Below are 21,768 nucleotides of genomic sequence, written 5' to 3' on the forward strand. Positions count from 1 at the left end.
ACCGTATCCTGCCCTGGCCTCAGGCACGGCCTGCTAGCGTCGATCCCGTGGACGTCCCCGCCAACCCATGGTTTTCCTGGGACTACGTCACGCGCAACTGGGAAGAGATCGCGGACCAACTGGTCATCCATACGTCGCTCACCTTGCAGGCCCTCGCGATCGCGGTCGCCATCGCCTTCCCGCTATCGCTGGTCGCACGCCGCGTCCCTGTGCTCGCTGGGCCCATCCTCGGCGTCACCGGGGTGCTGTACACGATCCCGTCGTTCGCGCTGTTCGGCCTGCTCGCGCCCTACACGGGCATCGGCCGCACGACAGTGCTCATCGGGCTGGTCGCGTACGCGCTGCTCGTGCTCGTGCGCAATACCGTGGTGGGCCTGCAAGGCGTTGATCGCGACGTGACCGACGCCGCCCGCGGGCTGGGCTACTCCCCCACCCGGCTGCTGCTTCAGGTCGAACTACCCAACGCGCTGCCCTCGATCATCTCCGGCCTGCGCATTGCCGCGGTCAGTACCGTCGCGCTCGTCACGGTGGGCGTTGTCGTGGGCTACGGCGGGCTCGGGCAGCTCATGTTCCGCGGCCTGCAGTCGAACTACCGAGCCCAGATCATGACGGCGACGCTGCTGTGCCTTGCACTCGCGCTGGTGCTTGACCTGCTCCTGGTGCTCGCGGGACGCCTCGCGACGCCCTGGACGAGGGGCAGGGTCGCCGCATGAGCGCGTTGAGCGATGCGTGGGCCTACCTCACCGACCCCGCCAGTTGGACCGGTGCGAACGGCATCACCACACCCACCTTCGACGGCGGCTGGCGCTTCGCGCAAGACTCAATCATCGGCCTCACCCTTGAGCACCTGTGGATGAGCTTCGCGGCAGTGTCGATCGCGCTGGTGTTCGCCCTGCCCCTGGGGGTGTGGCTAGGTCATCGCCGCAAGGGTGCAGGGGCAACCGTGGTCATCTCGAACCTCACCCGCGCGATCCCCACGCTGGCGCTGCTCACCCTGTTCGCCGCATCGGTGATCGGCATCGGCAACCAGGCGGTCATCCTGGCCGCGGCTATCTTCGCCTTCCCTCCCATCCTGTCCAACGCCTTCACCGGCATGGCCGGGGTGGACCCCGACATTCGCGAGGCGGCGCTTGGGCAAGGGCTCACCCGCTTTCAGGTGGCGACCCGGGTCGAGTTGCCACTCGCGGTGCCGCTCATCGCTGCTGGCCTGCGCACGGCGACCGTGCAGACCGTCGCAACCGTGCCGCTTGCCGCACTCGTCGCCGGTGGCGGTCTGGGCGTCATCATCAACCGTGGCATTGCCACCCAGCGCTATGGAGAAGTCATCGCGGGGGCCATCCTTGTGGGCGCCCTCGCGCTCGTGACGGACGCTGGGATGGCCGCGATCCAGCGTGCCCTCACCCCCTCCCCCCTACGTCAAATGGATCCATTTTCCTCGTCTGGCGCCTCGTAGAAGATGAAAATGGATCCATTTGGCGGGAAGGTGAGGGGGTAGGAGCGGGAAGAAAGCCCGGCCTCGCATGGTTGGCCTGCCCGTCAGTCGACCTCGACCCAAGGAGCACCGATGCGCACTCGCAAGGCAACGTTGGCGGCGATGGCCGTCGCCACCCTGGCACTGGCCGGCTGTAGCGGATCCGATCCCGCCACCCCAGGCTCCGGTGACCCCACCGACACGACGACCTCGACCACGGGCGCCACCTCTGGCGCGGGCGCCCAGAACTGCCTGCCCGTCCCCGGCGACCAACTGGTGGTGCTGGAAGACGACCAGATGCTGCAGGCCTCCGACAACATCGTCCCGGCCCTCAATGCCGACGCCGCAAGCGACGACGTGATCGCGGCCCTCGACGCTGTCTCCGCGGTCCTCGACACCGAGACCCTCATCAGCCTCAACAAGGCCGTCGACATCGACCGGCGCACGTCCGAGGAGGTCGCCGAGGAATGGGTCGACCAGTCCGGCATCACCATCCAGGAGACCGGCAGCGGCCCCCTGACAATCGGCGCCGCCAACTTCTCGGAGAACATCACGCTCGCGGAGATCTACGCGGACGTGCTCGACGAGGCCGGCTACGACACCGAGGTGCGCGAGATCGGCAACCGCGAAACCTACCTACCCGCACTCAAGAGCGGCGAAATCGACATCGTCCCCGAGTACGCCGCGACCTTCGCGGAGTTCCTCGAGGGCGACGTCGCCAATGCCGTCGCCTCCGGAGACATCACCGAGACCTACGCGGCACTCGAGCCGCTCGCACAGGAGGCCGGGCTCGTGGTGGGTTCGCCAGCCGATGCGCAGGACCAGAACGCCTTCGCCGTCACCCAGGGCTTCATCGACGCCTATGGCGTGACGACCCTGTCCGAACTCGCAGAGTCGTGCTCCGGAGTGGTCCTCGGCGGACCGCCCGAGTGCCCCGAGCGCCCCTTCTGCCAGCCCGGTCTTGAGGAGACCTACGGCCTGACCGTCAACGAGTTCCGCTCGCTCGACGCTGGCGGCCCGCTCACCAAGACCGCGCTCACCTCTGGCGAGGTGGCCGTGGGCCTCGTCTTCAGTTCCGACGGCGCGCTCGCGACCGAGTAACCCGCCCGCCTCACATCGGCCCGGCTTGCCTCTCCAGGGGGCCGGGCCGATGCGCGTGCTGGCTCAGGCGCCGTCGCGGACTTCCGTAGAGCGAACACCCGTCAAGCGAGCGCTGGCAGAAAGCAGAAAGGCCGCCCTCTCGGACGGCCTTTCTTCGCAGTACACCCCCTGGGACTCGAACCCAGAACCCACTGATTAAGAGTCAGTTGCTCTGCCAATTGAGCTAGAGGTGCATGGCCCCGCTGTGCGGTGCGAGAGACAACTTTAGCAGGGCCTGGCCGTGATGTGAAATCGGGTCCGACGAGGGCCGCTCAGCGCATTTGACGGACCTTCTCATAGGTCGCCGCGAGCACGATCAACGTGGTGCCAACGATGGCAAAGGCCACCCATCGCGGTACCAAGGCGTCGCTCGCCGCCACCTGCGTGAGCGCGAGCGCCACAGCCGTGATGGACGCCGCTCCGATGGGGGCAACCCATCGCAGCAGGACGCCCGCGACGGCGAGCGCCGCGACCGCGGCGGTAAGCGCCAGTGCTCGTGCCAGATGATCAGGGGCCACGGCAAGCAACACCACGGTGGGCGTCAGAGCGATCGCGAGGCCGGGCGTCAGCGCCGCTACCGAGGACAGCTCGGAGCGGGCTCGCAGGGCGCGCGCTCCGGCCGTGAGCGCGATGACGGCGGGCACGGCCACGTAGGCCTCGATCACCTCGACGTGGGCACTCGCCAGGAGCAGCCCCACTCCGATGGATCCGACGGCTCCCGCGACCCAGCGCAGCGATCGCGCACCGACCACGCCCAGTTGCCACCACGCCGCAGCGCACAGGAGCAGCACGATGCCTGCTCCCCACAGCGATCCCGCCCACGGTGCGGGCACAGCTGTTGCGGCGATCACCAGACCGAACCGCGCCGAGACTTCAGGGTCGCGGCGCGCCAGCCACGGTGCGAGAGCCAAGGCAAGGCCCACGGCGGCACCAGCGACGGCACCAGCCTCGGAGGCCCCCCACCCCAGGCCCACAGCAAGCCCGGCCCCAAGCCCCGCGAAGCACGCCCCCGCGACGAGTTCGGCCAATGCCGTGCGCCTGTCCGACGTCGCGGCCTGCCACGTCAGGACGGCGCCCAGCACCGCACTACACACACCGAAGGCCACCCACGAGCCCAGTGCCCACGGGAAAGCGCTGGCGATGAGTGCCGTGCCTACCAGGGCGACGGTGCGTGCGGCACGCCGGCCACGGAGCTGCGCACCCACGACCACGATGACACCCAGCGCGAGCGGCACTATCCAGGCAACCGGAACCGGGAGCGCCCCCGCGCACGTGAGCCCCGCCCAGGCGGCCACGGCAGGCAGTCCGCGCTCACGCACCTGCGGCCACGCGAGCGCACCCGCCGCGACGGCCGCCGCGATCACCACGTGCTGCCATGGGGTGACAGCGACACCCCCGCCCCCGGCAAGCGCGGCCCACTGCGCGACGAGCTGAGCGAGAACCATGGTCAGCGCGCTCACCACAGCGGCGAAGGCGGGCAGGGCGCCAGCCACCACCGCCACGGCTACCGCCCGGCCCACCCTGCCCCGCCGCGAGGCTGACACCGCGAACCACGTCGCAACGCTCAGCGCGATGGCGGCACAGGCCGCGGCCGCCATGGTCTCGGCTCCCAAGGCGAGGGGCAACGCGCCCGCGACGGAGATGAGCGCCAGGCTTGCGGGCACCGCAGACAGCACGGGCCACCACCGCGCGGCGCCGAGCGCGGCCGCTCCGATGGCCACCAGCGCGAGCGCAGTCGCGGCGACGGGAACGTCACTCCAGGCGAGGCGGGCCGCCAGCGAGGCGGCGAGCACCGTAAGCCAGCCTGCGACGGCCCACCGTAGACCCACCCGCACCCGGGAGCGGTCTCGCAGGCCGCCAGGAAGGAGCCCGGCCACGAACAGCACCACCAGGCCCGCCAGGCCCGATGCTGCATGGGCCGCGATGATCCGTGCACCCTCGCCTGCTCCAGGCACGAGCACATAGGTGCCCACGAGCACCGCGAGCGGCACCAGCGCAGCCATGGTCGCGGCCATCGCCCCGACGGCCTCCACCGCAGTGGGCCACCACCGCTCCCGCACCAGTCGACGGATCAGCAGCATGGCGACGGCGACCAGCGCGCACGCCGCCGCCGACGCCGCGCTCCACGACCATGACACGTCCGTAGCGCCCAAGATCAAGGGGACCGCAGCTCCGGCACCGAGGAACGCGATACCGACTGCTCCCAGGACGGCGGGCACCACTCCCGCGACCCCCGGCAAGTGCCACGTGAGCGGTGCGCGCTGGAGACTGCCCAAACCAGCGACGGCGATACCGGCCGCGACAACCCAGGCCCAGTGCGCATCTGCCCCACATGCGTGGGCCCCAAAGCCGGCCGCCACGGTCAGGAGCAGGGCCCCTGGGCCCACCGTGATGGCGGGGTAGCGCACCGCACCGACCGCGAGGGCCGTGAGCGCGACCGCCACGGCGGGCAGTGCCCACGCCGGGCTGGCGTCGATGGCGGTGGCGGCGAGGAGACCGCCCAGGCAGACCCAGACCCAACCGCCTACACGCACCACGTCCGTGGCAAGCGGCAGCCGCTCGACCAGGGCGATCGCCACCAGAATCAGCCCCGCGGCGAGCGCGCTGAGGGCCATTGGCATGGGGTAAGCCGCACCGATGCGCCCTGGGGTGAGCGCGAGCATTGCCGCCGGGATCGCGATGAGGAGCGCGACCGCAGCATGCGTCGCGAGGGCCTCGCGCCCCCGCGAGGGCACACGCCAGCCCTGCGCGAGCATGGCACCGGCTGCGGCGACGGCGACCGCACAGGCCGCCCCGAGCGACGGCTCCCACGGCTCTTGCACCTGCGACGGAGGGAGCAAGGCCCCCGCCAGGGCGAACACCAGGACTCCCGCGACTGCGATGATCACCGTCGCGGGCACCGCCAGTCCCCACCCAAGCCAGCGACGGCGGCTCTCATCGGCGCGCGCCCCCACGACCACCACGACGAGCGCCGCGACCGCAACACCGGTGCTCGCCCATCCCCACTTAGCAGTGGCAGGGTGTTCAAGCGAGGCCGATGCGCCAGCGATGGCCTGAGCGACGATCGCGGCGCTCGACCCTAGCCACAGGGCACCGGCGCCGGAGACCGCGAGTCCTGCCGGGCGCGGCCACACCCACACCAGCGCCACCAAGAAGGCCAGCGGGACGGCTCCGATCGCGACGGGCCACAAGCCGTGGACCGGGGTCGCGGCGGCGACCTGTGCCGCACACGCGAGAACCACGGCGGACACCCGGATGAGCCTGACACTCGCACCGGCGAACAGACCACGCGACACGATGACCGCCAGCACCGCCGCCATCACGGTGGCCGCGAGCGCAAACGTCAGGGCGGGCTCACCGCCCACGGGCACGAGCTCCACCGGGGCGGCGACCGCACACCAGGTCGCGGCCACCACGAGGGTCGCCGCGGACACGGCCTTGGTCCATCGCAGCCCTGCCGCCGCTAGCCCCATACCCGCGGCCGTCACGACCCCCAGGGCCGCGGGTGGCCCAAAGGCACCCATCGTCGCAAAGTCCCTATCGAGGGCAACGACCGCGACGCCCGCGAACGCCATGGCCACCACGCCCACGGCACCGGCGGTCACCACCAAGTCACGTTTGCTCAGCCACCATCCGAGCACCCCCACGCCTGCCGCGAGCCCGGCCACCGTGCCCGCCTGGACGAGTGGGTGGAGGGTCTCCCATGTGACTGCGACATACACGATCGCCGCGACAATCAGCAGCGCCGCTCCTCCGATGCCGAGCAAGGCGGGCGGGGTCAGCCGCTTGAGCGCACCCATTTCCGCCGAGGGCGCCTCGGGGACACCGCGGGATGATGCTAGGCGCGCCGCCGCAGGAGGCGCCGCCTGCACCCGAGCCTGCGACTGCATCGGCAAGAAGAAGTCGCCATCCGCATCGGTGGCGAGCGTTGCGCCCGAGCCCGCGCGTGCATCGGCGCTATCGGGGACGGTCGGAGCAGCGACGGCGGCAGCGACGGCGGCAGGGGCCGCGGCCCGCGCGGCCACCGGCGCTGCGTAGGCAGCTCTCGCGGCGTCCACCGCGCGAGCGCGATAGTCGACCCATTGCTCACGGGCGGCGTACAGCTGTTGCCACTGCCGGTCGTACTGGGCGATGGCCGCGTCAGCGTCGCGGATGGCCCGGTAGTGCGACCCCAGCGTGTCGACGCCGCATGTGGGGCACGTGCGCGCCGCCAGACTCTCACCGCATACCAGGCATGTCGAACCACTCACACCCACCGCGTACCCCCTACGTCCGATTGGCTCGATCGAAGGCTACTGCCCCGGCCGACCAGGCACAACGGACCTGTGGAAAACTCGCGTAGCCTTGTCCGATGACCTCCACCACCCTCACCGTTGGCGCCGCCGCGCCCGATTTCACCGCCCCCACTGATTCCGGCACGTTCACCCTGTCGAGCCTGCGCGGCAAGAAGGTGATCCTGTACTTCTACCCCGCCGCGATGACTCCCGGCTGCACCACGCAGGCATGCGACTTCCGCGACTCGCTCGGAGCTCTCCAGTCCGCGGGCTACGAGGTCGTGGGCATCTCCAAGGACTCCCCGGAGAAGCTCGCGCAGTTCCGCGAGGCGGAGGGCCTGACCTACACGCTCGTGTCGGATCAGGACCTCGCGATCCAGCAGGCCTACGGCGCCTGGGGCGAGAAGAACAACTACGGCAAGATCATCGAGGGCTCGATCCGCTCGACCGTCGTGGTCGATGAGGACGGCAACGTCGCGCTCGCGCTGCACAACGTGAAGGCCACCGGCCACGTCGCCCGCCTGCGCCGCGAACTCGGCATCAACTAACGCTCAAGCGAGGTTCGCCTGACGTCAACGCCGCCGCGCCCCAGTATCCTGGTCACCGCGCGCGAGTGGCGGAATTGGCAGACGCGCTGGATTTAGGTTCCAGTGTCTTCGGGCGTGGGGGTTCAAGTCCCCCCTCGCGCACGCGACGCAAAGGCCCTGCCCCGGATCACCGGGGCAGGGCCTTTCGCTTGCGCCTGGACCCGGGGCGATCTCCGCACCGCAACTCGCTCTGGACACACGTACTATCTCAGACGTAGTATGCGTCGCAGGGCATCGGCACACACGCCGTGCCACGCCACTCGAGGAGCAGCAGTGATCAGTGCGGACGCCATCAGGGGCTACGTGGACCTCATGGTCCTGTCCCTGCTGCGCCCAGGGCCGTCCTATGCCTACGAACTTGCCCAGCGCATCGGCGCGATGGCGGGAGACGAGTACTCGATCAAGCAGACCACCCTGTACTCGGCCGTGAAACGGCTCGAGGCCGGCGGGCTCGTCGACGCCTTCCCCGGCACCTCCCCCTCGGGCAAGCCGCGAACGTACTACCGCATCACCGAGCCGGGGCTTGAGCACCTGAGCCTCAAGGCGCAGGAGTGGCGCGCCACCAAGTCCCTTGTGGACCGATTCGTCGATGAGAATGCCGAAGGAGGCACGTCGTGAACGTCATCATCGCCTACCTGGACACCATGTTCAGCGCCTACCCCACGACCCCCCAGATGAGCGAGGCCAAGACCGAGCTACGAGGGATGATGGAGGACGCCTACACGTCGCTCATCGCTCAGGGCCACACGGAGAACGAGGCCGTGGGCCAGGTGATCCGCGACTTTGGCAACCTCGAGGAGGTGGCGCCCGCGCTCGGCATCACGTCCGTCATCACGGCCGATGCGCCGGCTGGGTCGAGCGCCGCCCCCGCCCGCCGTACCCCCGCCCTTCCCCCGCTCACCTTGGGCGATGCCCAGGACTTTGCGCAGGCCCAGCGCCGCAGCACGCGGCGCGTGACGGTGGCGGTGGCGCTGTTCATCCTGTCTCCCGTGACCATCATGGTGGCCTCCGAGGCCCAGGAGGTAGGCCTGCTGGCGTGGTCTGAGGGCGCCGTGGAATTGCTCGGCGTCCTCACGATTCTCGTCTTTGTCGCCGCAGGAGTGCTCCTGTGCATCAGCGCCCCCTGGAACACCGCAGCGCTGCGCAAGATCAATGAGGGCGAGTTCTCCATCTCCCCCGAGGTCACGGCGTGGGCGGACGCCCTTGTCGCTGCGCACGAGCGCAAGAGGACTCGTGCCCTCCAGGTCGCGATCACCATGTGGATCCTCGCCGTTACCCCCATCCTCGCGCTGTCGATCCCGACGGAAGGAACCGCCTACGGCGAGTTCTGGAGCACACTCGGCGTGGCGTTGACGCTTGCCATGGTCGCCGGGGGTCTCGGCATCTTCCTGCCGACCACCTGGGCAAGCACCGTCGCGGACAAGCTCAACGCCGGCGAGGACCAAGACGAGGACGACGAGGACGACGGCTCCAACCTCATCGGCGTCATCGCAGCGTTCTACTGGCCGCTGCTCACCGCGGGCTTCCTCGCGTGGAGCTTCATCGGCAACGCGTGGCACATCTCGTGGATCGTGTGGCCCATCGGCGCGGTGTTGTTCGGCGCCATCGCTGGCGGCATCAGCGCGCTCGCTGGCTACCGCAACTCCCGCGGCTGAGCAGGGCTCGACGCACGAGAGCCCGGCAGCCCCCTGAGGGGCTCCGGGCTCTCGTCACATCTAGGCCGGTGCGGGACTAACCCTCGGCGTGCTCCGAGGCGCTGTGCTCCGCCACCTGCTTGCGCACCTCGTCCATGTCCAGACCCTCGACGGCAGTCACAAGGCTCTGCAGGTCGGGGCCGGCCATCGCGCCAGCGCGGTTGTACACCATGATGCCATCGCGGAAGGCCATCAGCGTGGGGATCGCGGTGATCCCGAACTGGCCCGCGAGGTCCTGGTTGGCCTCGGTGTCCACCTTGGCGTGGACCACGTCGGGGTGGTTCTCGGACGACTGGTCAAAGATGGGGCCGAACCGCTTGCACGGTCCACACCACTCCGCCCAGAAGTCAACGAGAACGATGCCTTCCTTCGTCACAATGTCTTCAAAAGTGTCAAGTGTCAGATCAACAGTAGCCATGGGGATTCCCTTCTTCGTGTCGCTTCCCCGTGCTCGCATAACGCGGTCCCCTGCGGGGCTATTCCGCTCCACCCTGCCATGCTTCGGCGCGCGTCCTGACCAGCGCGCCCGGCGGCGGTAAAAAGGAACCATGACCGACATGGCGGAGTTGCCCCCCGAGCCCACCGGCTGGCTCAGCGATCGTGAACTGAAGCACGTGCGCAGCGAACTACCCATCCTGTACGTGAACGCGGTTCCTGTGCGCATCGATGCGCGGGGCGAGGTCACCGAGATCGGCCTGCTGCTGCGTGCGGACGACGACGCGATTGCGCGGGCTTTGGTCGCCGGGCGGGTGCTCTACCACGAGCGCATCAGGGACGCCCTGATCCGCAACCTCGAGAAGGACCTCGGGCCGGTGGCCCTTCCCCGGATCCCCCTGTCTCCCACTCCCTTCGCGATCGCGGAGTACTTCCCCACCGAAGGGTTTGGGCCGCTGCACGACTCGCGTCAGCACGCCGTGGCTTTGTCCTTCATCGTGCCGGTCGATGGTGACTGCGAGCCCAGCCAGAACGCGCTGGACATCGTGTGGGTGAGCCCCGAGGAGGCCGCGAGCGACGAGGTCGCGCAGGACATGATGGGCGGCCAGGACGTGATCCTGCGCCAGGCCCTCGCGCACTGCGGGGTGCTGAACTAAGTCCCTCCGCGGGTGTCACACGGCCGATGCACGGGCCGGGTGTGGCCCGCCCCTCGCCTCTGAGCCAAGCACCGCTGCCCTAGGTCAGCACCGCCGCGACGTGCGGCGCCATGGCGCGGAAGGCCGCTCCGCGGTGAGAGATCGCGTTCTTGTCCTCCGGCGACAGCTCAGCCGTGGTGACGTCGTATCCGTCGGGAACAAAGATCGGGTCGTAGCCAAAGCCGCCTGCCCCGCGTGACTCGCGCACCACGCGACCGGGCATGCGGCCCACCTCGACGAACTCGCGCCCGTCGGGGGTGACGAGCGCGGCCGCGCACACGAACGCCGCGCCGCGATGCTCGTCCGGCACGTCGCCGAGCTGGTCGAGCAGCAGGGCGAGGTTGGCCGCGTCGCCGCCGTGTGCGCCCGCCCAGCGTGCCGAGAACACTCCCGGCGAGCCGCCGAGCACGTCCACCGCGATGCCCGAGTCGTCCGCGAGCGCGGGTAGCCCCGTCGATGCCGCGAGCTCCCGGGCCTTGATCAGGGCGTTGGCCTCGAAGGTGACGCCGTCCTCGACGGGCGACGGAGCGTCGAGGTCCAGCGCGGACGCGACCTCATCACGGTGCAGGTGCGGCAGGAGCGACTCGAGGATGGCCCAGATCTCGTCGACCTTGTGGGCGTTGCGGGTCGCGATCGCGAGGCGGGCCACGGTTCAGGCCTCCAGGGCGGCGGCCTGCAGGCGGGCCAGCTCGGCGTTGCCGTCGGCCGCGAGCGCGAGCAGCTTGTCGAGCTCGTCCTTGGAGAACGGTGCACCCTCGGCCGTGCCCTGCACCTCGACAAAGCCGCCGGCGCCGGTCATCACCACGTTCATATCAGTCTCGGCGCGCACGTCCTCGACGTAGGGAAGGTCCAGCATGGGGGTGCCGTCGATGATGCCCACGGAGATGGCGGACACCGAGCCGGTCAGCGGCGTGGCGGTCGGCTTGATGGCTCCATTGGCCTTGCCCCACGCGATCGCGTCGGCGAGCGCGACGTAGGCGCCGGTAATGGCGGCGGTGCGCGTGCCTCCGTCGGCCTGGAGCACGTCGCAGTCGAGCACGATCGTGTTCTCCCCGAGCGCCTTCACGTCGATGATCGCGCGCAGCGAGCGGCCGATCAGGCGGCTGATCTCGTGGGTACGGCCGCCGATCTTGCCCCGCACGGATTCACGGTCGTTGCGGGTGTTGGTGCTGCGCGGCAGCATGGCGTACTCGGCGGTCACCCAGCCCTCGCCTGAACCCTTCTTCCAGCGCGGCACGCCCTCGGTGAAGGACGCCGCGCACAGCACCTTGGTGCCGCCGAAGGTCACCAGGCACGAGCCCTCCGCGTTGTCGAGCCAGTGGCGCTCGAAGGACACGGGACGAAGCTGGTCAGGGGTGCGGCCGTCGGCGCGGGTGATCTCACTCATGGGTCGAGCCTAACGGCGCGCGGATGGCCCTGGTCTACGCGTAGCGCGCACCGCGAGGCCCCAGGTGGGCCAGGTCTACGCGAACCCGGGACGGGTGAGTGACGACGGCGCACCCGTCGCGCCCGGCCGATGCTCCGGCTCAGAGCGCGATCACGTCACCGGGGCGGGCGAGGACGGCACCTGGTACGTGGCGCTGCACCTGCGCGAGGGTGGGCGCGGGGTCCACCCACGATGCGACGTGGGTCACGACGAGCGATGACACCCCTGCTTGCGCGGCCATCTGGCCCAACTCGTCACCGTTGAGGTGCACGCCGGGCGGGTTGATCTCACGGTGGGCCCAGCCGGCCTCGCCAAGGATCGTGTGCGCGCGGGCCGCGAGCGCATCGACCTCGGCACACCGCGCGGTATCCCCCGTGTACAGCAGCGAGGACTGCCCGACCGTCACCAGATACGCAAGCGCAGGCACCGGGTGAAACGCCCGCGCGGCCTCGATCACGAACGGTCCGATCCGCGTGACGTCTCCGTGAGCCAACGGGCGGAAGTCGAACGTCTCCGCCCCCCTGTCATCGAGGTCTCCACTGATCTGACCGATGCGCCTGTCAAGCCCCTCGGGTCCCAGCAGCGGGATCAGCGGCAGGTCCACGTCGCGCCCAGGGCCGTAGCGACGCAGCACGTCGAGGGCGCCCAGGTCCGCGCAGTGGTCGGGGTGTCCGTGTGACACCAACACTGCGTCGAGCCCCACCGGTTCGCAGTAGCGCTGGAGCGGGCCAATCGCCCCGGAGCCCAGGTCGAGCACCAGCCGCCAGGTGCGACCGGCCGTGTCCGTATGGCTCACCAGGTAGGACGAGCACGCTGAGTCGGGGCCCGCCGTCGAGCCCGCACAACCCACGATGGTCAGCGTGGTGCTCACAGCGCGGCGACCTCGGTCACCACCGGCCCCAAGAAGCGCTGGGCAAGCCCCTCGAACCTACCCCGTTCCCCGGTGGCAAAGAAGCGGTGCTCAGCGCGCGCATCGGCTGGGCTCTCGAGGCCGGAGGCCGTGAGCGCGCGGTACACGTCGATCGCCGTCTCGGTGGCGGAATCAACGAGCGTGACGTCGGGGCCCATGACGTAGCCGATCGCGCCCTTAAGCATCGGGTAGTGAGTGCAGCCCAGAATGAGCGTATCGACCTGCGCGTTCTGCAAGGGTGCCAGGTACTCGCGGGCCACCTCTATGACTTCGGGGCCGGAGGTGATGCCGGCCTCCACCAACTCGACAAACCGGGGGCAGGCCTGCGAGGTCACGGTGATGTCGGGGGCGGCGGCGAGCGCATCGTCGTAGGCACCGGACGTGATGGTCGCTGCGGTGCCGATGACGCCTACCCGCCCGGACTTGGTCAGCGACGCCGCACGGCGCACCGCGGGGACGATCACCTCGACCACCGGCACGCCCCGCTCACGCGAGAAGCGCTCGCGCGCGTCGCGCAGCACCGCCGCGGAGGCCGTATTGCACGCGATGACCAACATCTTCACGCCGTCCTCGACCAGCGCATCCATGATGTCGAGCGCATGGCTGCGCACCTCGGAGATGGACAGCGGCCCGTACGGCCCGTACTTGGTGTCGCCCACGTAGTGAATGGACTCGTGGGGAAGCTGATCCATGATGGCGCGGGCGACTGTCAGGCCACCCACTCCCGAATCGAACACACCAATGGGCGCGTCACTCATCCTGATCCTCCTCATCGTGGGCCACGCCGGCCGCCTCGATCGCGCACTGCACGATCGACTCTTGCAGCCAGCTCAGCGCTTGGTAGAGCATCCCGAGCCACACCCGCTCGGGGTCCACCCCCAGAGTGTTGTCATCGTCGGTGGCCAGCGCGTGGGTGGCCAGGTCGATCTCCTCGTGCAGTCGGTCAGCGGCTTCGTCGGAGTCCAGGCGCAGTCGCGCCCCCAGCACCAGGCGCAGGTCCGTCAGCGCGGCGGCGGTCGACATCGCCTCGGCCACGGGGATGGGCCACTGCGGGCCCACCTCGCGCAGCTGTGCCCACATCGCGCGCAGGCGGGAAATCTTGAGGTCGCGCAGGTCGCCCTCGGTGAGGCGGCGGAACTCATCGGCCACGTCGGCCTCGTCCCGAGAGGCGCTCGGCAGCAGGCGCAGCACCGCCGGATCGTCGGGCTCGGCGATCGAATCCTCGGCGCCGCTGAGCCTGCGCAGGATGTCATCGGGGTCATCGGGGCGCACGTGCGCGCCCGAGCCAACCCCCGCATCGGCCCTGCTCAGGCCCTCGGAGTCCGCGAAGTTCTCGGCGCCCAGCAGCATGGCGACGTCGGCCACGATGCGCGCCATGACGGCGCGTTCCTCTGAGTCCAGTTCGGCGACGGCCAGGCCGTCGCTCAGCTCAAATGCCCTCACGCGCCACTCACTCGCCGCTGCGCTGCAGCGTCGCCCACAGGCCGTAACCGTGCATGGCTTGTACGTCGACCTCCATCTTTTCGCGGCCCCCGCTGCTGACCACGGACTTGCCGTGCTCGTGCACCTCCCGCATGCGTGCCTGAGCCTGAGCGTGCGTGAAGCCAAAGTAGGTCTGGAACACGTGAGTGACGTAACTCATGAGGTTGATGGGGTCGTTCCACACGATGGTGACCCACACGTCATCGAGCCGCGTGGCGACGGCGCCTTCGCGCCCCAGCTGCTCCTGAGTGGACACGGCTCTAGGGTACGGCCGGGTTAGTCGTCGCCCTCGGGGCCAAAGGCCGCGTCGATGATCTCCTTGCACGCGGGGCACACGGGGAAGCGCTTGGGGTCACGGCCGGGGACCCACACCTTGCCGCACAGGGCGATCACGGGTTCGCCGGACATCGCCGATTCCATGATCTTCTCTTTGCGCACGTAATGGGAGAAACGCTCGGCGTCGCCGGGCTCGACCAGTTCGCGCTGCTCGACGCGCTCGATGGTCGCGGTACCGCCCTGCGGGGCGCCGGTGTCGGGCTGCGGTTCGAGGGTCTCACTCATGCGCGTCAGTCTACGTCCCCCCTTCCCGTCAAATGGATCCATTTTCCTCGTCTCAGGGTGCCTACAAAAGGAAAATGGATCCATTTGACGGGTTAGGAGACGGCCGCCACCAGCCGGCCGGACCGGCGGTCGTACAGCGCCCCAGCCGCACGCACGCCGCCCACACACGCCCCCACACCGATGCCCACGCCGGCCACGAGCGCAAGCCAGCCCCAGCGGGCGTCGAGCGTCACCGACAGAATCAACGGAAGGGTTGCAAGCGGCAGCACCGCGAGCATCGCCGCTCCCGACACCACCTGAGCCAGCACGCTTGCACCGAGGGAGCCCACCTCGGCGCCGAACGGACTCTCGCCCGGGGCCGGCACCCGGTACGGCAGCCACACCGACGACACCGCGGCAATCCCCAGCGTCGCCCCCAGCACCCCCGTGCACGCTCCCGTGAGCCCCGGGATCGCATGCCACAGCCCCGACCACCACACCACCGCGAGCGCCGCGACGGCCACGGCCGGCCCCGCCCACAGCAGCACCGCCTGCATGCGGGCCGCCATGACCGCGCGCCCGAGCCGGCCAGCAACCACGTCCATCCACAGCGCCGTCGAGTCGTACGCGAGGTCGTTGTGACGCCCCCACCCGATCGACGAAGCCAGCAGGATGGGAGCCGCGAGCGACCACCGCGGATCGAGGTCGAGCACGGGCACCACGAGCGCGAAGAACAGCACCGGCATCACGAGCACGCTGATCGCGCCCACCAGGTAGCGCGGGTCGGTCGCCCAATACATGAGCGCTCGCGCCCGCACCGCACGGCGGGCCAGGACGGCCGATGCGCGGGCTGGGTCAGCGCCGCGCGTCACCTTGGCGGCGCCTCGGCTCCACGCGCGGGTGCCGGGCGCATCCAAAATGGCGTCTGCGCGGCGCTGGAGTCCGCCGCCGCGCGCGACGGGATGGACCAGGGCATAGGCGACGTTGGTGCGCCACGCGAGGTACAGCACCACGACCGTGGCGAGCATGAGCGCGAGCCTCCAGGCCGCTCCGGCCTCATCGCCCCGGGCGAGCGCGCCGGGCGCGACCATGCCCGCTCCTACCGGGGTGCGGCCGAGCCACTCGAGGACCACCGGAAGTTCGTAGGCCGCGGCGTTCTCCAGGCCGCCGCGCACGATGATCCACCCCGCAGGCGCCACAGCGCCCACTCCAGCGGCGACCGCGAGCGCGCTCAAGGTTCGCGTGCGGCGCGTCGTCACCGCGCGGGCTCCCCACGCCACGGACACGCGCGCCCCCACCACCATGACCGCGACCGTCAGCAAGGCTCCCGCGAGCGCGACCAGGCGCACGCCCATACCGTCCGAGCTCCACGACTGCGCCAACACTGCAAACACCACAAGGAAGAACAGCGCGGGAATCGTGAGGAACGCGGCGATGGTCAGGCCCGGCATGAGGGCGCGCACCGGGGCCCCGAAAATGGCAAAGCGCCCGGGGTCGAGCGTGTCCTCAAGCCCCGTCACCAGCAGCGGCACCACAGTCCAGCCGAGCACGCACAGCGCGGCCGCTCCCACGAGAATCTGCTCACGGGAGTCAGAGGTCTGCGTGGACAGTTCGACGGCCATCCACACCACCGACGGGATCAGCGTGAGCGCCCAAATGCCGCCCGCGATGAGCATGAGCGCACGCCACCACTCGCGCCGGAGTTGGTGGCGCACCACCCGGTATTTGAGGCCTAGGACTGTCGCAACCACGCCAGGTCCCGAGAGTCGGTGACGTCTCCCACCAGGTGCACAAAGCGGTCCTCAAGGTCCTTGCCCGCGCGCACCTCGTCGAGGGTCCCCGCGGCGAGCACCCGGCCAGCGCCCACGACGGCCACGTGATCGCACAGCCGCTCGACCAGCGCCATGACGTGCGAGGACAGCACGACGGTGCCGCCCGACTCGACGAACGCCGTCAAGATACGCCGGATGGCACCTGCGCTCACGGGGTCAACGGCCTCGAAGGGCTCGTCGAGCACGAGCACTCGGGGAGCATGCACAAGCGCGCACGCCAGCCCCACCTTCTTCACCATGCCGGCCGAATAGTCCGTCACGAGCGTCGAGCCCGCCCCCGCGAGGTCAAGCGCCGCGAGCAGGTCGTCCCTGCGTTCACGCACCACGTCGCGGTCCATGCCGCGCAGCAGCCCCGCATACGAGATGAGCTCGGCGCCGGTGAGCTTGTCGAAGGTGCGCAGGCCGTCCGGCAGTACGCCGAGCATCGGCTTGGCGCGCTCGGGCTCGCGCCACAGGTCGACGCCGTGGACCGACACCACGCCCGTGTCCGGCTCGAGCAGACCCGTCGCCATCGACAACGTGGTCGTCTTGCCGGCCCCGTTAGGCCCCACCACGCCGTAGAACGACTGAGCGGGGATGTCGAGGTCGATCCCCGCGACCGCAATGGTCGCGCCGAATCGCTTGCTCAGCCCCCTCAGGGACAGGGCCGATGCGCTGGCTGGCTCAGGGGCAGACATGCGGAAAGCCTACGGCCGGGCCGGTGTTCGCCCGGCCGCGTCTTAGGACGGGTTGAGCACGAGGTAGGCGGTGTAGGCCAGCCACAGGACCAGCAGTACGACGCCCTCGACACGGTTGATGCGGCCGTCGCGGCGCCAACGGAACCCGAAGGCGATGACCAGCAAGGTCATGAGGGCCACGACCGGTAGGTCGCGGTATAGCAGTTCGTCACTGACGGTCGCGGGTGCGATCAGGCCCGCGACACCCACCACGCCCAAGGTATTGAAGAGGTTGGAGCCAATCACGTTGCCCAGCGCGAGTTCGTTCTCGCCACGGCGCGCGGCCACGAGCGCCGAGGCCAGCTCGGGTGCCGAAGTGCCCACCGCCACCACCGTCAGACCGATGACCAGGTCCGACCAGCCCAGCGCCTGGGCGATCTCGACCGCGCCGTAGACCAACACTCGCGACGACACGACGAGCAACACCAGTCCGACGATGAGCCAGGTCCACGCCGCGCGGCGCGACATCGCCCGCTTGTCGGTGCTCTCCTCGACGTCGTGCACCAGGTCGTCGTCGGCGTGCTGACGTGCCGAGAGGATCTGCCACGTCAGCAGCACTCCCAGCAGGATGAGCATCACGCCCGCGTCCCCACTCGACAGCGTGCCATCGCTGAGCAGCAGCCACGCAATAGCGGTGACGACCAGCAGCAGCGGGAGTTCGAGCCGCAGGATGCCTCGCTTGACCGCCAACGGGAGGACGATCGCGGTGACCGCGAGGATCAGGCCGATGTTGGCGATATTGGAGCCGAACGCGTTACCGAGCGCGAGCTCCGGCTCCCCACCGGCGGCCGCGAAAGCCGACACCACCAGTTCGGGCGCCGAGGTGCCGAACCCGATGACGATCATGCCGATCAGCAGTGGCGCCATACCCAGGTAGCGGGCGACGGTGGACGCACCCGCGACGAACTTGTCGGCGCTCCAGGCGAGGGCGGCCAGGCCGCCCAGGGTGGCGAGGATGGGGACGAGCATGCACGGAAGCGTAACCGCATCGGCCCTGCGAACACGAGCACCGCACGCCTTGTCACATATCCCCACAATGGGGGTACACACCTAACTTACGGTCGCGTAGGGTAGGGCCATCCGCGCGCCCCGGGTGCGCTCTGTTCCGCGGCTGGGAAGTCGTACGCCCCCGACTTGGAGACGCATGACCCACAGCCCGGCCGCGGCGCCCCGATACCCGTCCAACCCCATCACCCACCGCTTCACCGAACTCGCCGCGACCGTGCGCGAGACGGGCTTGCTGCGCCGCGCGTACGGGTTCTACTCGGGCTATGGCGCCGCGCTCGTGCTGGCGCTCGGTGGTGTCATCACGGGCTTCATCCTGCTGGGCGACTCGTGGTTGCAACTCCTGATGGCCGCCGCGCTCGGCATTGTGCTGACTCAGGTCGCGTTCCTGGGGCACGAGGCCTCGCACCGCACCGTCTTCACTTCCGGCCCTGCCAACGATCGGCTCGGTCGGATCTTGAGCGCCGCGGTCGTGGGCATCAGCCACCAGTGGTGGATGACCAAGCACTCGCGCCACCACGCCAACCCCAACAAGCGCGGCGCGGACCCGGACATTGAGAAGGACACCATCTCCTTCCTCGAGGAGGACGCCCGTGAGGCGCGCGGCCTGATCCGCTGGATCACCCAGCGCCAGGGATGGCTGTTCTTCCCGCTGCTCACCTTCGAGGGACTCAATCTGCACTACCGCTCCGTGGCGTCGCTCGTCACGCAAGGCTCGCGCAAGCAGCGGTGGACCGAACTGCCGATGATTGCCGCGCACTTCGTGATCTACCTGGGCGCACTGTTCTGGGTGTTGCCGGTGGGGCTCGCGTTCGCGTTCCTCGGGGTGCAGATGGCGGTGTTCGGCGTGTACATGGGGGCGTCGTTCGCGCCCAACCACAAGGGCATGATGATCGTGGACCCCGACGTGAAGCTCGACTTCCTGTCCAAGCAGGTCCTCACGAGCCGCAACATCCGCGGCGGGTGGGCGATGTCCATCCTCACCGGCGGCCTCAACTACCAGATCGAGCACCACCTGTTCCCGAACATGGCGCGCCCACACCTGGGCCGCGCCCGCGAGATTGTGCGCGAGTACTGCGCCGCCCACGACGTCCCCTACACCGAGACCTCACTCGTCGAGTCCTACAGCATCGTCATCGCGTACCTCAACCGCGTGGGACTCGCCGCGCGAGACCCGTTCGACTGCCCCGAGCGCGTTGCCATGGGGCGTTAGCGGCACCTCCCAGCGGACGCATCGGCGAGCCTTAGGCAGGGAACAGCGCGTCGATCTGCGCGACCTGTGTGGCGCTCGGACGCCAGTGCGCCGACGCCGCATTCTGACGCACCTGCTCGGGCTTGGTCGCGCCAGCGATGACGGAGGACACGACGGGCCGGACCAGGAACCAGCCCAGCGTCGCCTCGAGCATGGTCACACCCCAGTCCTCGCATAGCGCCTGGTAGGCCTCCATCGCGTCCCAGTCGGCCTGCTCGGCGATGTGCGGGCGCACCCGCGAAATGCGCGAGTCGACGGGCCGGTCCGTGCGCGTGAACTTGCCCGTGAACAGGCCATTGGCAAGCGGGAAGAAAGGCAAGAAACCCGCACCGATGCCCTCGGCGGTCGCGAGTCGGCCGTCCGTCTCGACCCCGCGGGCAATGAGGCTGAGCTCGTCCTGGCTCGACGCGATGCCGGGCAGGGAGCGCGAGGCGACCACCGCATCGGCGCTGCGGAGCTGCTCGGCGGTGAACTGCGAGACGCCGTAGGCACGGATCTTTCCCTCGTCGACGAGTTCCGCGAGCGCACCGATGGTGTCCTCGATGGGCACCGACGGGTCAGGCTGGTGCTGCTGGAACAGGTCAACGTGATCGGTCTGCAGGCGCTCGAGCGAGGCGTCGAGGGCCGCGCGCACGTATGCCGGCGACCCCTTGGGGCCGTGCACGTCAATGGGCGTGTCCACCTCGGTAAAGCCGAACTTGGTGGCGAGCACTACCTGGTCGCGCAAGCCCTTGAGCGCGTGGCCCATGAGGGTCTCCGACAGGCCCCACTGGCCACCGTAGAGGTCTGCGGTGTCGAAGAACGTGACGCCCGCGTCGACGGCGGCGTGGATGACCGCATTGGTGCCCTCCTGGTATTCGGAGGCGGTGTCCTTGCGGCCAAAGTTGTTGCAGCCCAGTCCCATTGCGGAGACCGTGAAGGGGGCCGAGCCGAGTGCGCGCTGTTCCATGCGGCCACGCTACCCCGGGTCCCAGGCCCGCCCTGCTCTCCCCGCCCCCCTCCCGTTCGCGTAGACCTCGCCCAGATCTGGGCGTGCGGTGCGCGCTACGCGTAGGTCAGGGTCAGTGTCCCGGGCGGGCACGGGCGAGCTGCGCGGCGCATAGCCCAGCACCGCGTTGGGCGTCACCTACGCGCAGCGCGCGCCAGATTGCCGATAGTGGGCGACATCTACGCGAACACGAGCAGGAGGGGCGGGGTGGTGCGGGGAGCGGGGCGGGCACCACAAAGGCCACCATCTCACCGAAGCGAGATGGTGGCCTTGAGGTCACCTACAGGGATGAAAGCGTGGAGATGGCGGGAATCGAACCCGCGTCCGCATGTACGACGCCAGGTCTTCTCCGGGCGCAGTCTGAATGTTCAGTGTCTCGGACCCGCGCGACCTTCAGACAAGCTGCGCGATAGCCCCAGTCGTCTAAGAGTCCCCCACCGCCCGACGACGAGGCGGTGGAGCTAGTTCCCTAGATGACGCCAGGGACCAGGTCGGGATCTAGCCTGGGCTGACGGACTTCGGGGCTCGCTTAGGCAGCGAGGGCGAAGTCGGTGCGCTTGGAATCGGCACCTATTGGTTTGCCACGAGCGTTAACGAGATAACGTGACGTCCTCGGCCCGCTTCCCCTGGGGAAAGCACACACGTCGAAACCGATCATCCCCTGTGCAGTTGTACGTCCCAGTCTACGCGACGCACTGACATGCTCCAAGGTGGCATGAGCCTCACAGTCGGCGTGGGCCCTGCAACACCGCCCATACCCACTGCGACGCCTCAAGTGCGCTCGCGCGCTCGTCGCGCGACAGCCACGCTCCGATGACGCCCACCACGGTGCCCGCGACGCCCGCCGCGAGCACGTCCACGGGAACTTCGACCGCGACATCATCGATCCTGTCGACAGCCGTCACGATCGCGGCGCGAATGTGCTCGCGTAGGCGCGACAGGACGGCGCCGTAGCCGGGTTCGGTGAAGACCCTCACGTAGAGGTCGGCGTGGGCCTCGATGTGGGCCAAGAAGGTCACGACCACGTCGGGGGCCCGCTCGGCGGTGGGGTCCACGCCGTCGAGCATGGCTCCCGCTTGCTCGGCTACCAGGTCGAATGCGTCGGCGAGCAGTGTTTCCTTGTCGGAATAGTGCTGGTAGAACGTCGAGCGGTTCACGCCTGCCTGTTCGGCGATGTCGGAGATCGTGATGTCGTCGAGGCCCCGGTGTGCGGCGAGCACAAAGAGGGCCTCCTGAAGGAGGCGCCGGGTTCTCACGATGCGGGCGTCCACGCCCCCATTGTGCCCGGCCGATGCGCCCTTCACCACTCGATAACCGACAT

General features: G+C 69.4%; 22 protein-coding genes, 2 tRNA genes and 1 other RNA gene. 9 read left to right on the forward strand and 16 right to left on the reverse strand.

Going from position 1 to position 21,768, the window contains the following annotated elements:
• Positions 1-47 precede the first annotated feature (47 nt).
• The 3 genes from ACK5NO_RS03585 to ACK5NO_RS03595 all read left to right on the forward strand — a co-directional run bounded on the left by ACK5NO_RS03585 (position 48) and on the right by ACK5NO_RS03595 (position 2,572).
• A complete protein-coding gene (locus ACK5NO_RS03585; protein WP_416811297.1) occupies positions 48-713 on the forward strand; it encodes an ABC transporter permease in 666 nt (221 codons plus the stop codon).
• The gene (locus ACK5NO_RS03590) at positions 710-1,453 is read left to right on the forward strand and encodes an ABC transporter permease (RefSeq protein WP_416811298.1); all 744 of its coding nucleotides are present in this window, start codon (positions 710-712) and stop codon (positions 1,451-1,453) included. Before ACK5NO_RS03585 ends, ACK5NO_RS03590 begins: the two co-directional genes overlap by 4 nt.
• Positions 1,454-1,564: 111 nt before the next feature.
• The gene (locus tag ACK5NO_RS03595; RefSeq protein ID WP_416811299.1) at positions 1,565-2,572 is read left to right on the forward strand and encodes a glycine betaine ABC transporter substrate-binding protein; all 1,008 of its coding nucleotides are present in this window, start codon (positions 1,565-1,567) and stop codon (positions 2,570-2,572) included.
• A 160-nt stretch (positions 2,573-2,732) separates the two neighbouring features.
• On the opposite strand, the gene ACK5NO_RS03600 is transcribed toward ACK5NO_RS03595, so the two are convergent.
• Together ACK5NO_RS03600 and ACK5NO_RS03605 are read right to left on the reverse strand one after the other, a co-directional pair.
• A tRNA-Lys gene (locus ACK5NO_RS03600) sits at positions 2,733-2,805 on the reverse strand.
• Positions 2,806-2,883: 78 nt separating this feature from the next.
• Entirely contained in the window at positions 2,884-6,861 is a 3,978-nt protein-coding gene (locus tag ACK5NO_RS03605) for an SCO7613 C-terminal domain-containing membrane protein (RefSeq protein ID WP_416811300.1), read from the reverse strand.
• 101 nt (positions 6,862-6,962) lie between these two features.
• Between ACK5NO_RS03605 and bcp the strand changes: the two genes are divergently transcribed.
• From bcp to ACK5NO_RS03625, 4 genes are all read left to right on the forward strand, one after another.
• Positions 6,963-7,433, forward strand: a complete 471-nt coding sequence (bcp, locus tag ACK5NO_RS03610) for a thioredoxin-dependent thiol peroxidase (RefSeq protein WP_416811301.1) — start codon at positions 6,963-6,965, stop codon at positions 7,431-7,433.
• Positions 7,434-7,492: 59 nt separating this feature from the next.
• A tRNA-Leu gene (locus ACK5NO_RS03615) sits at positions 7,493-7,574 on the forward strand.
• Positions 7,575-7,745: 171 nt separating this feature from the next.
• Positions 7,746-8,090 carry a PadR family transcriptional regulator gene (locus tag ACK5NO_RS03620; protein ID WP_416811302.1) on the forward strand — a complete coding sequence of 115 codons (345 nt, stop codon included), beginning with the start codon at positions 7,746-7,748 and terminating at the stop codon, positions 8,088-8,090.
• Positions 8,087-9,127 (forward strand): permease prefix domain 1-containing protein, encoded by a 1,041-nt coding sequence (locus tag ACK5NO_RS03625; RefSeq protein WP_416811303.1) that lies wholly within the window; start codon positions 8,087-8,089, stop codon positions 9,125-9,127. Before ACK5NO_RS03620 ends, ACK5NO_RS03625 begins: the two co-directional genes overlap by 4 nt.
• 76 nt (positions 9,128-9,203) lie before the next feature.
• Here the strand turns inward: ACK5NO_RS03625 and trxA are convergent, their stop codons facing one another.
• Positions 9,204-9,584 carry a thioredoxin gene (gene trxA, locus ACK5NO_RS03630; protein WP_416811304.1) on the reverse strand — a complete coding sequence of 127 codons (381 nt, stop codon included), beginning with the start codon at positions 9,582-9,584 and terminating at the stop codon, positions 9,204-9,206.
• A gap of 130 nt (positions 9,585-9,714) precedes the next feature.
• Between trxA and ACK5NO_RS03635 the strand changes: the two genes are divergently transcribed.
• Positions 9,715-10,257: a DUF4916 domain-containing protein gene (locus ACK5NO_RS03635; protein WP_416811305.1), complete on the forward strand. Its 543-nt coding sequence runs from the start codon at positions 9,715-9,717 to the stop codon at positions 10,255-10,257.
• A 79-nt stretch (positions 10,258-10,336) separates the two neighbouring features.
• On the opposite strand, the gene rdgB is transcribed toward ACK5NO_RS03635, so the two are convergent.
• The 10 genes from rdgB to ACK5NO_RS03685 all read right to left on the reverse strand — a co-directional run bounded on the left by rdgB (position 10,337) and on the right by ACK5NO_RS03685 (position 18,171).
• Positions 10,337-10,945 (reverse strand): RdgB/HAM1 family non-canonical purine NTP pyrophosphatase, encoded by a 609-nt coding sequence (gene rdgB / locus ACK5NO_RS03640; protein ID WP_416811306.1) that lies wholly within the window; start codon positions 10,943-10,945, stop codon positions 10,337-10,339.
• 3 nt (positions 10,946-10,948) lie between these two features.
• Positions 10,949-11,683 (reverse strand): ribonuclease PH, encoded by a 735-nt coding sequence (rph, locus tag ACK5NO_RS03645; protein ID WP_416811307.1) that lies wholly within the window; start codon positions 11,681-11,683, stop codon positions 10,949-10,951.
• Between the two features lie 139 nt (positions 11,684-11,822).
• Complete coding sequence (locus tag ACK5NO_RS03650; RefSeq protein WP_416811308.1) at positions 11,823-12,593, reverse strand: MBL fold metallo-hydrolase; 771 nt, start codon at positions 12,591-12,593, stop codon at positions 11,823-11,825.
• A complete protein-coding gene (gene murI, locus ACK5NO_RS03655) occupies positions 12,590-13,390 on the reverse strand; it encodes a glutamate racemase (protein ID WP_416811309.1) in 801 nt (266 codons plus the stop codon). The genes ACK5NO_RS03650 and murI overlap by 4 nt, the downstream gene beginning before the upstream one ends.
• A complete protein-coding gene (locus ACK5NO_RS03660) occupies positions 13,383-14,075 on the reverse strand; it encodes a DUF2017 family protein (protein WP_416811310.1) in 693 nt (230 codons plus the stop codon). Before ACK5NO_RS03660 ends, murI begins: the two co-directional genes overlap by 8 nt.
• 7 nt (positions 14,076-14,082) lie before the next feature.
• Complete coding sequence (clpS, locus tag ACK5NO_RS03665; protein WP_416811311.1) at positions 14,083-14,370, reverse strand: ATP-dependent Clp protease adapter ClpS; 288 nt, start codon at positions 14,368-14,370, stop codon at positions 14,083-14,085.
• A 20-nt stretch (positions 14,371-14,390) separates the two neighbouring features.
• Entirely contained in the window at positions 14,391-14,675 is a 285-nt protein-coding gene (locus ACK5NO_RS03670) for a DUF3039 domain-containing protein (RefSeq protein ID WP_416811312.1), read from the reverse strand.
• 92 nt (positions 14,676-14,767) lie between these two features.
• Complete coding sequence (locus ACK5NO_RS03675; protein ID WP_416811313.1) at positions 14,768-16,405, reverse strand: hypothetical protein; 1,638 nt, start codon at positions 16,403-16,405, stop codon at positions 14,768-14,770.
• Complete coding sequence (locus tag ACK5NO_RS03680; RefSeq protein WP_416811314.1) at positions 16,387-17,163, reverse strand: ABC transporter ATP-binding protein; 777 nt, start codon at positions 17,161-17,163, stop codon at positions 16,387-16,389. Before ACK5NO_RS03680 ends, ACK5NO_RS03675 begins: the two co-directional genes overlap by 19 nt.
• A gap of 42 nt (positions 17,164-17,205) precedes the next feature.
• A complete protein-coding gene (locus ACK5NO_RS03685; protein ID WP_416811315.1) occupies positions 17,206-18,171 on the reverse strand; it encodes a calcium/sodium antiporter in 966 nt (321 codons plus the stop codon).
• A 175-nt stretch (positions 18,172-18,346) separates the two neighbouring features.
• Here ACK5NO_RS03685 and ACK5NO_RS03690 point away from each other — a divergent pair, with 175 nt between their 5' ends.
• Positions 18,347-19,420: a fatty acid desaturase family protein gene (locus tag ACK5NO_RS03690; RefSeq protein ID WP_416811316.1), complete on the forward strand. Its 1,074-nt coding sequence runs from the start codon at positions 18,347-18,349 to the stop codon at positions 19,418-19,420.
• Positions 19,421-19,451: 31 nt separating this feature from the next.
• Here the strand turns inward: ACK5NO_RS03690 and ACK5NO_RS03695 are convergent, their stop codons facing one another.
• From ACK5NO_RS03695 to ACK5NO_RS03705, 3 genes are all read right to left on the reverse strand, one after another.
• Positions 19,452-20,408: an aldo/keto reductase gene (locus ACK5NO_RS03695; RefSeq protein WP_416811317.1), complete on the reverse strand. Its 957-nt coding sequence runs from the start codon at positions 20,406-20,408 to the stop codon at positions 19,452-19,454.
• A gap of 333 nt (positions 20,409-20,741) precedes the next feature.
• Positions 20,742-21,109, reverse strand: a transfer-messenger RNA (tmRNA) gene (gene ssrA / locus ACK5NO_RS03700).
• A gap of 60 nt (positions 21,110-21,169) precedes the next feature.
• Positions 21,170-21,718 carry a TetR/AcrR family transcriptional regulator gene (locus tag ACK5NO_RS03705; protein ID WP_416811318.1) on the reverse strand — a complete coding sequence of 183 codons (549 nt, stop codon included), beginning with the start codon at positions 21,716-21,718 and terminating at the stop codon, positions 21,170-21,172.
• Positions 21,719-21,768: the final 50 nt, after the last annotated feature.

The sequence above is a fragment of the Demequina sp. genome (assembly GCF_047975725.1).
In the GTDB taxonomy this organism is placed as follows: Bacteria; Actinomycetota; Actinomycetes; order Actinomycetales; family Demequinaceae; genus Demequina.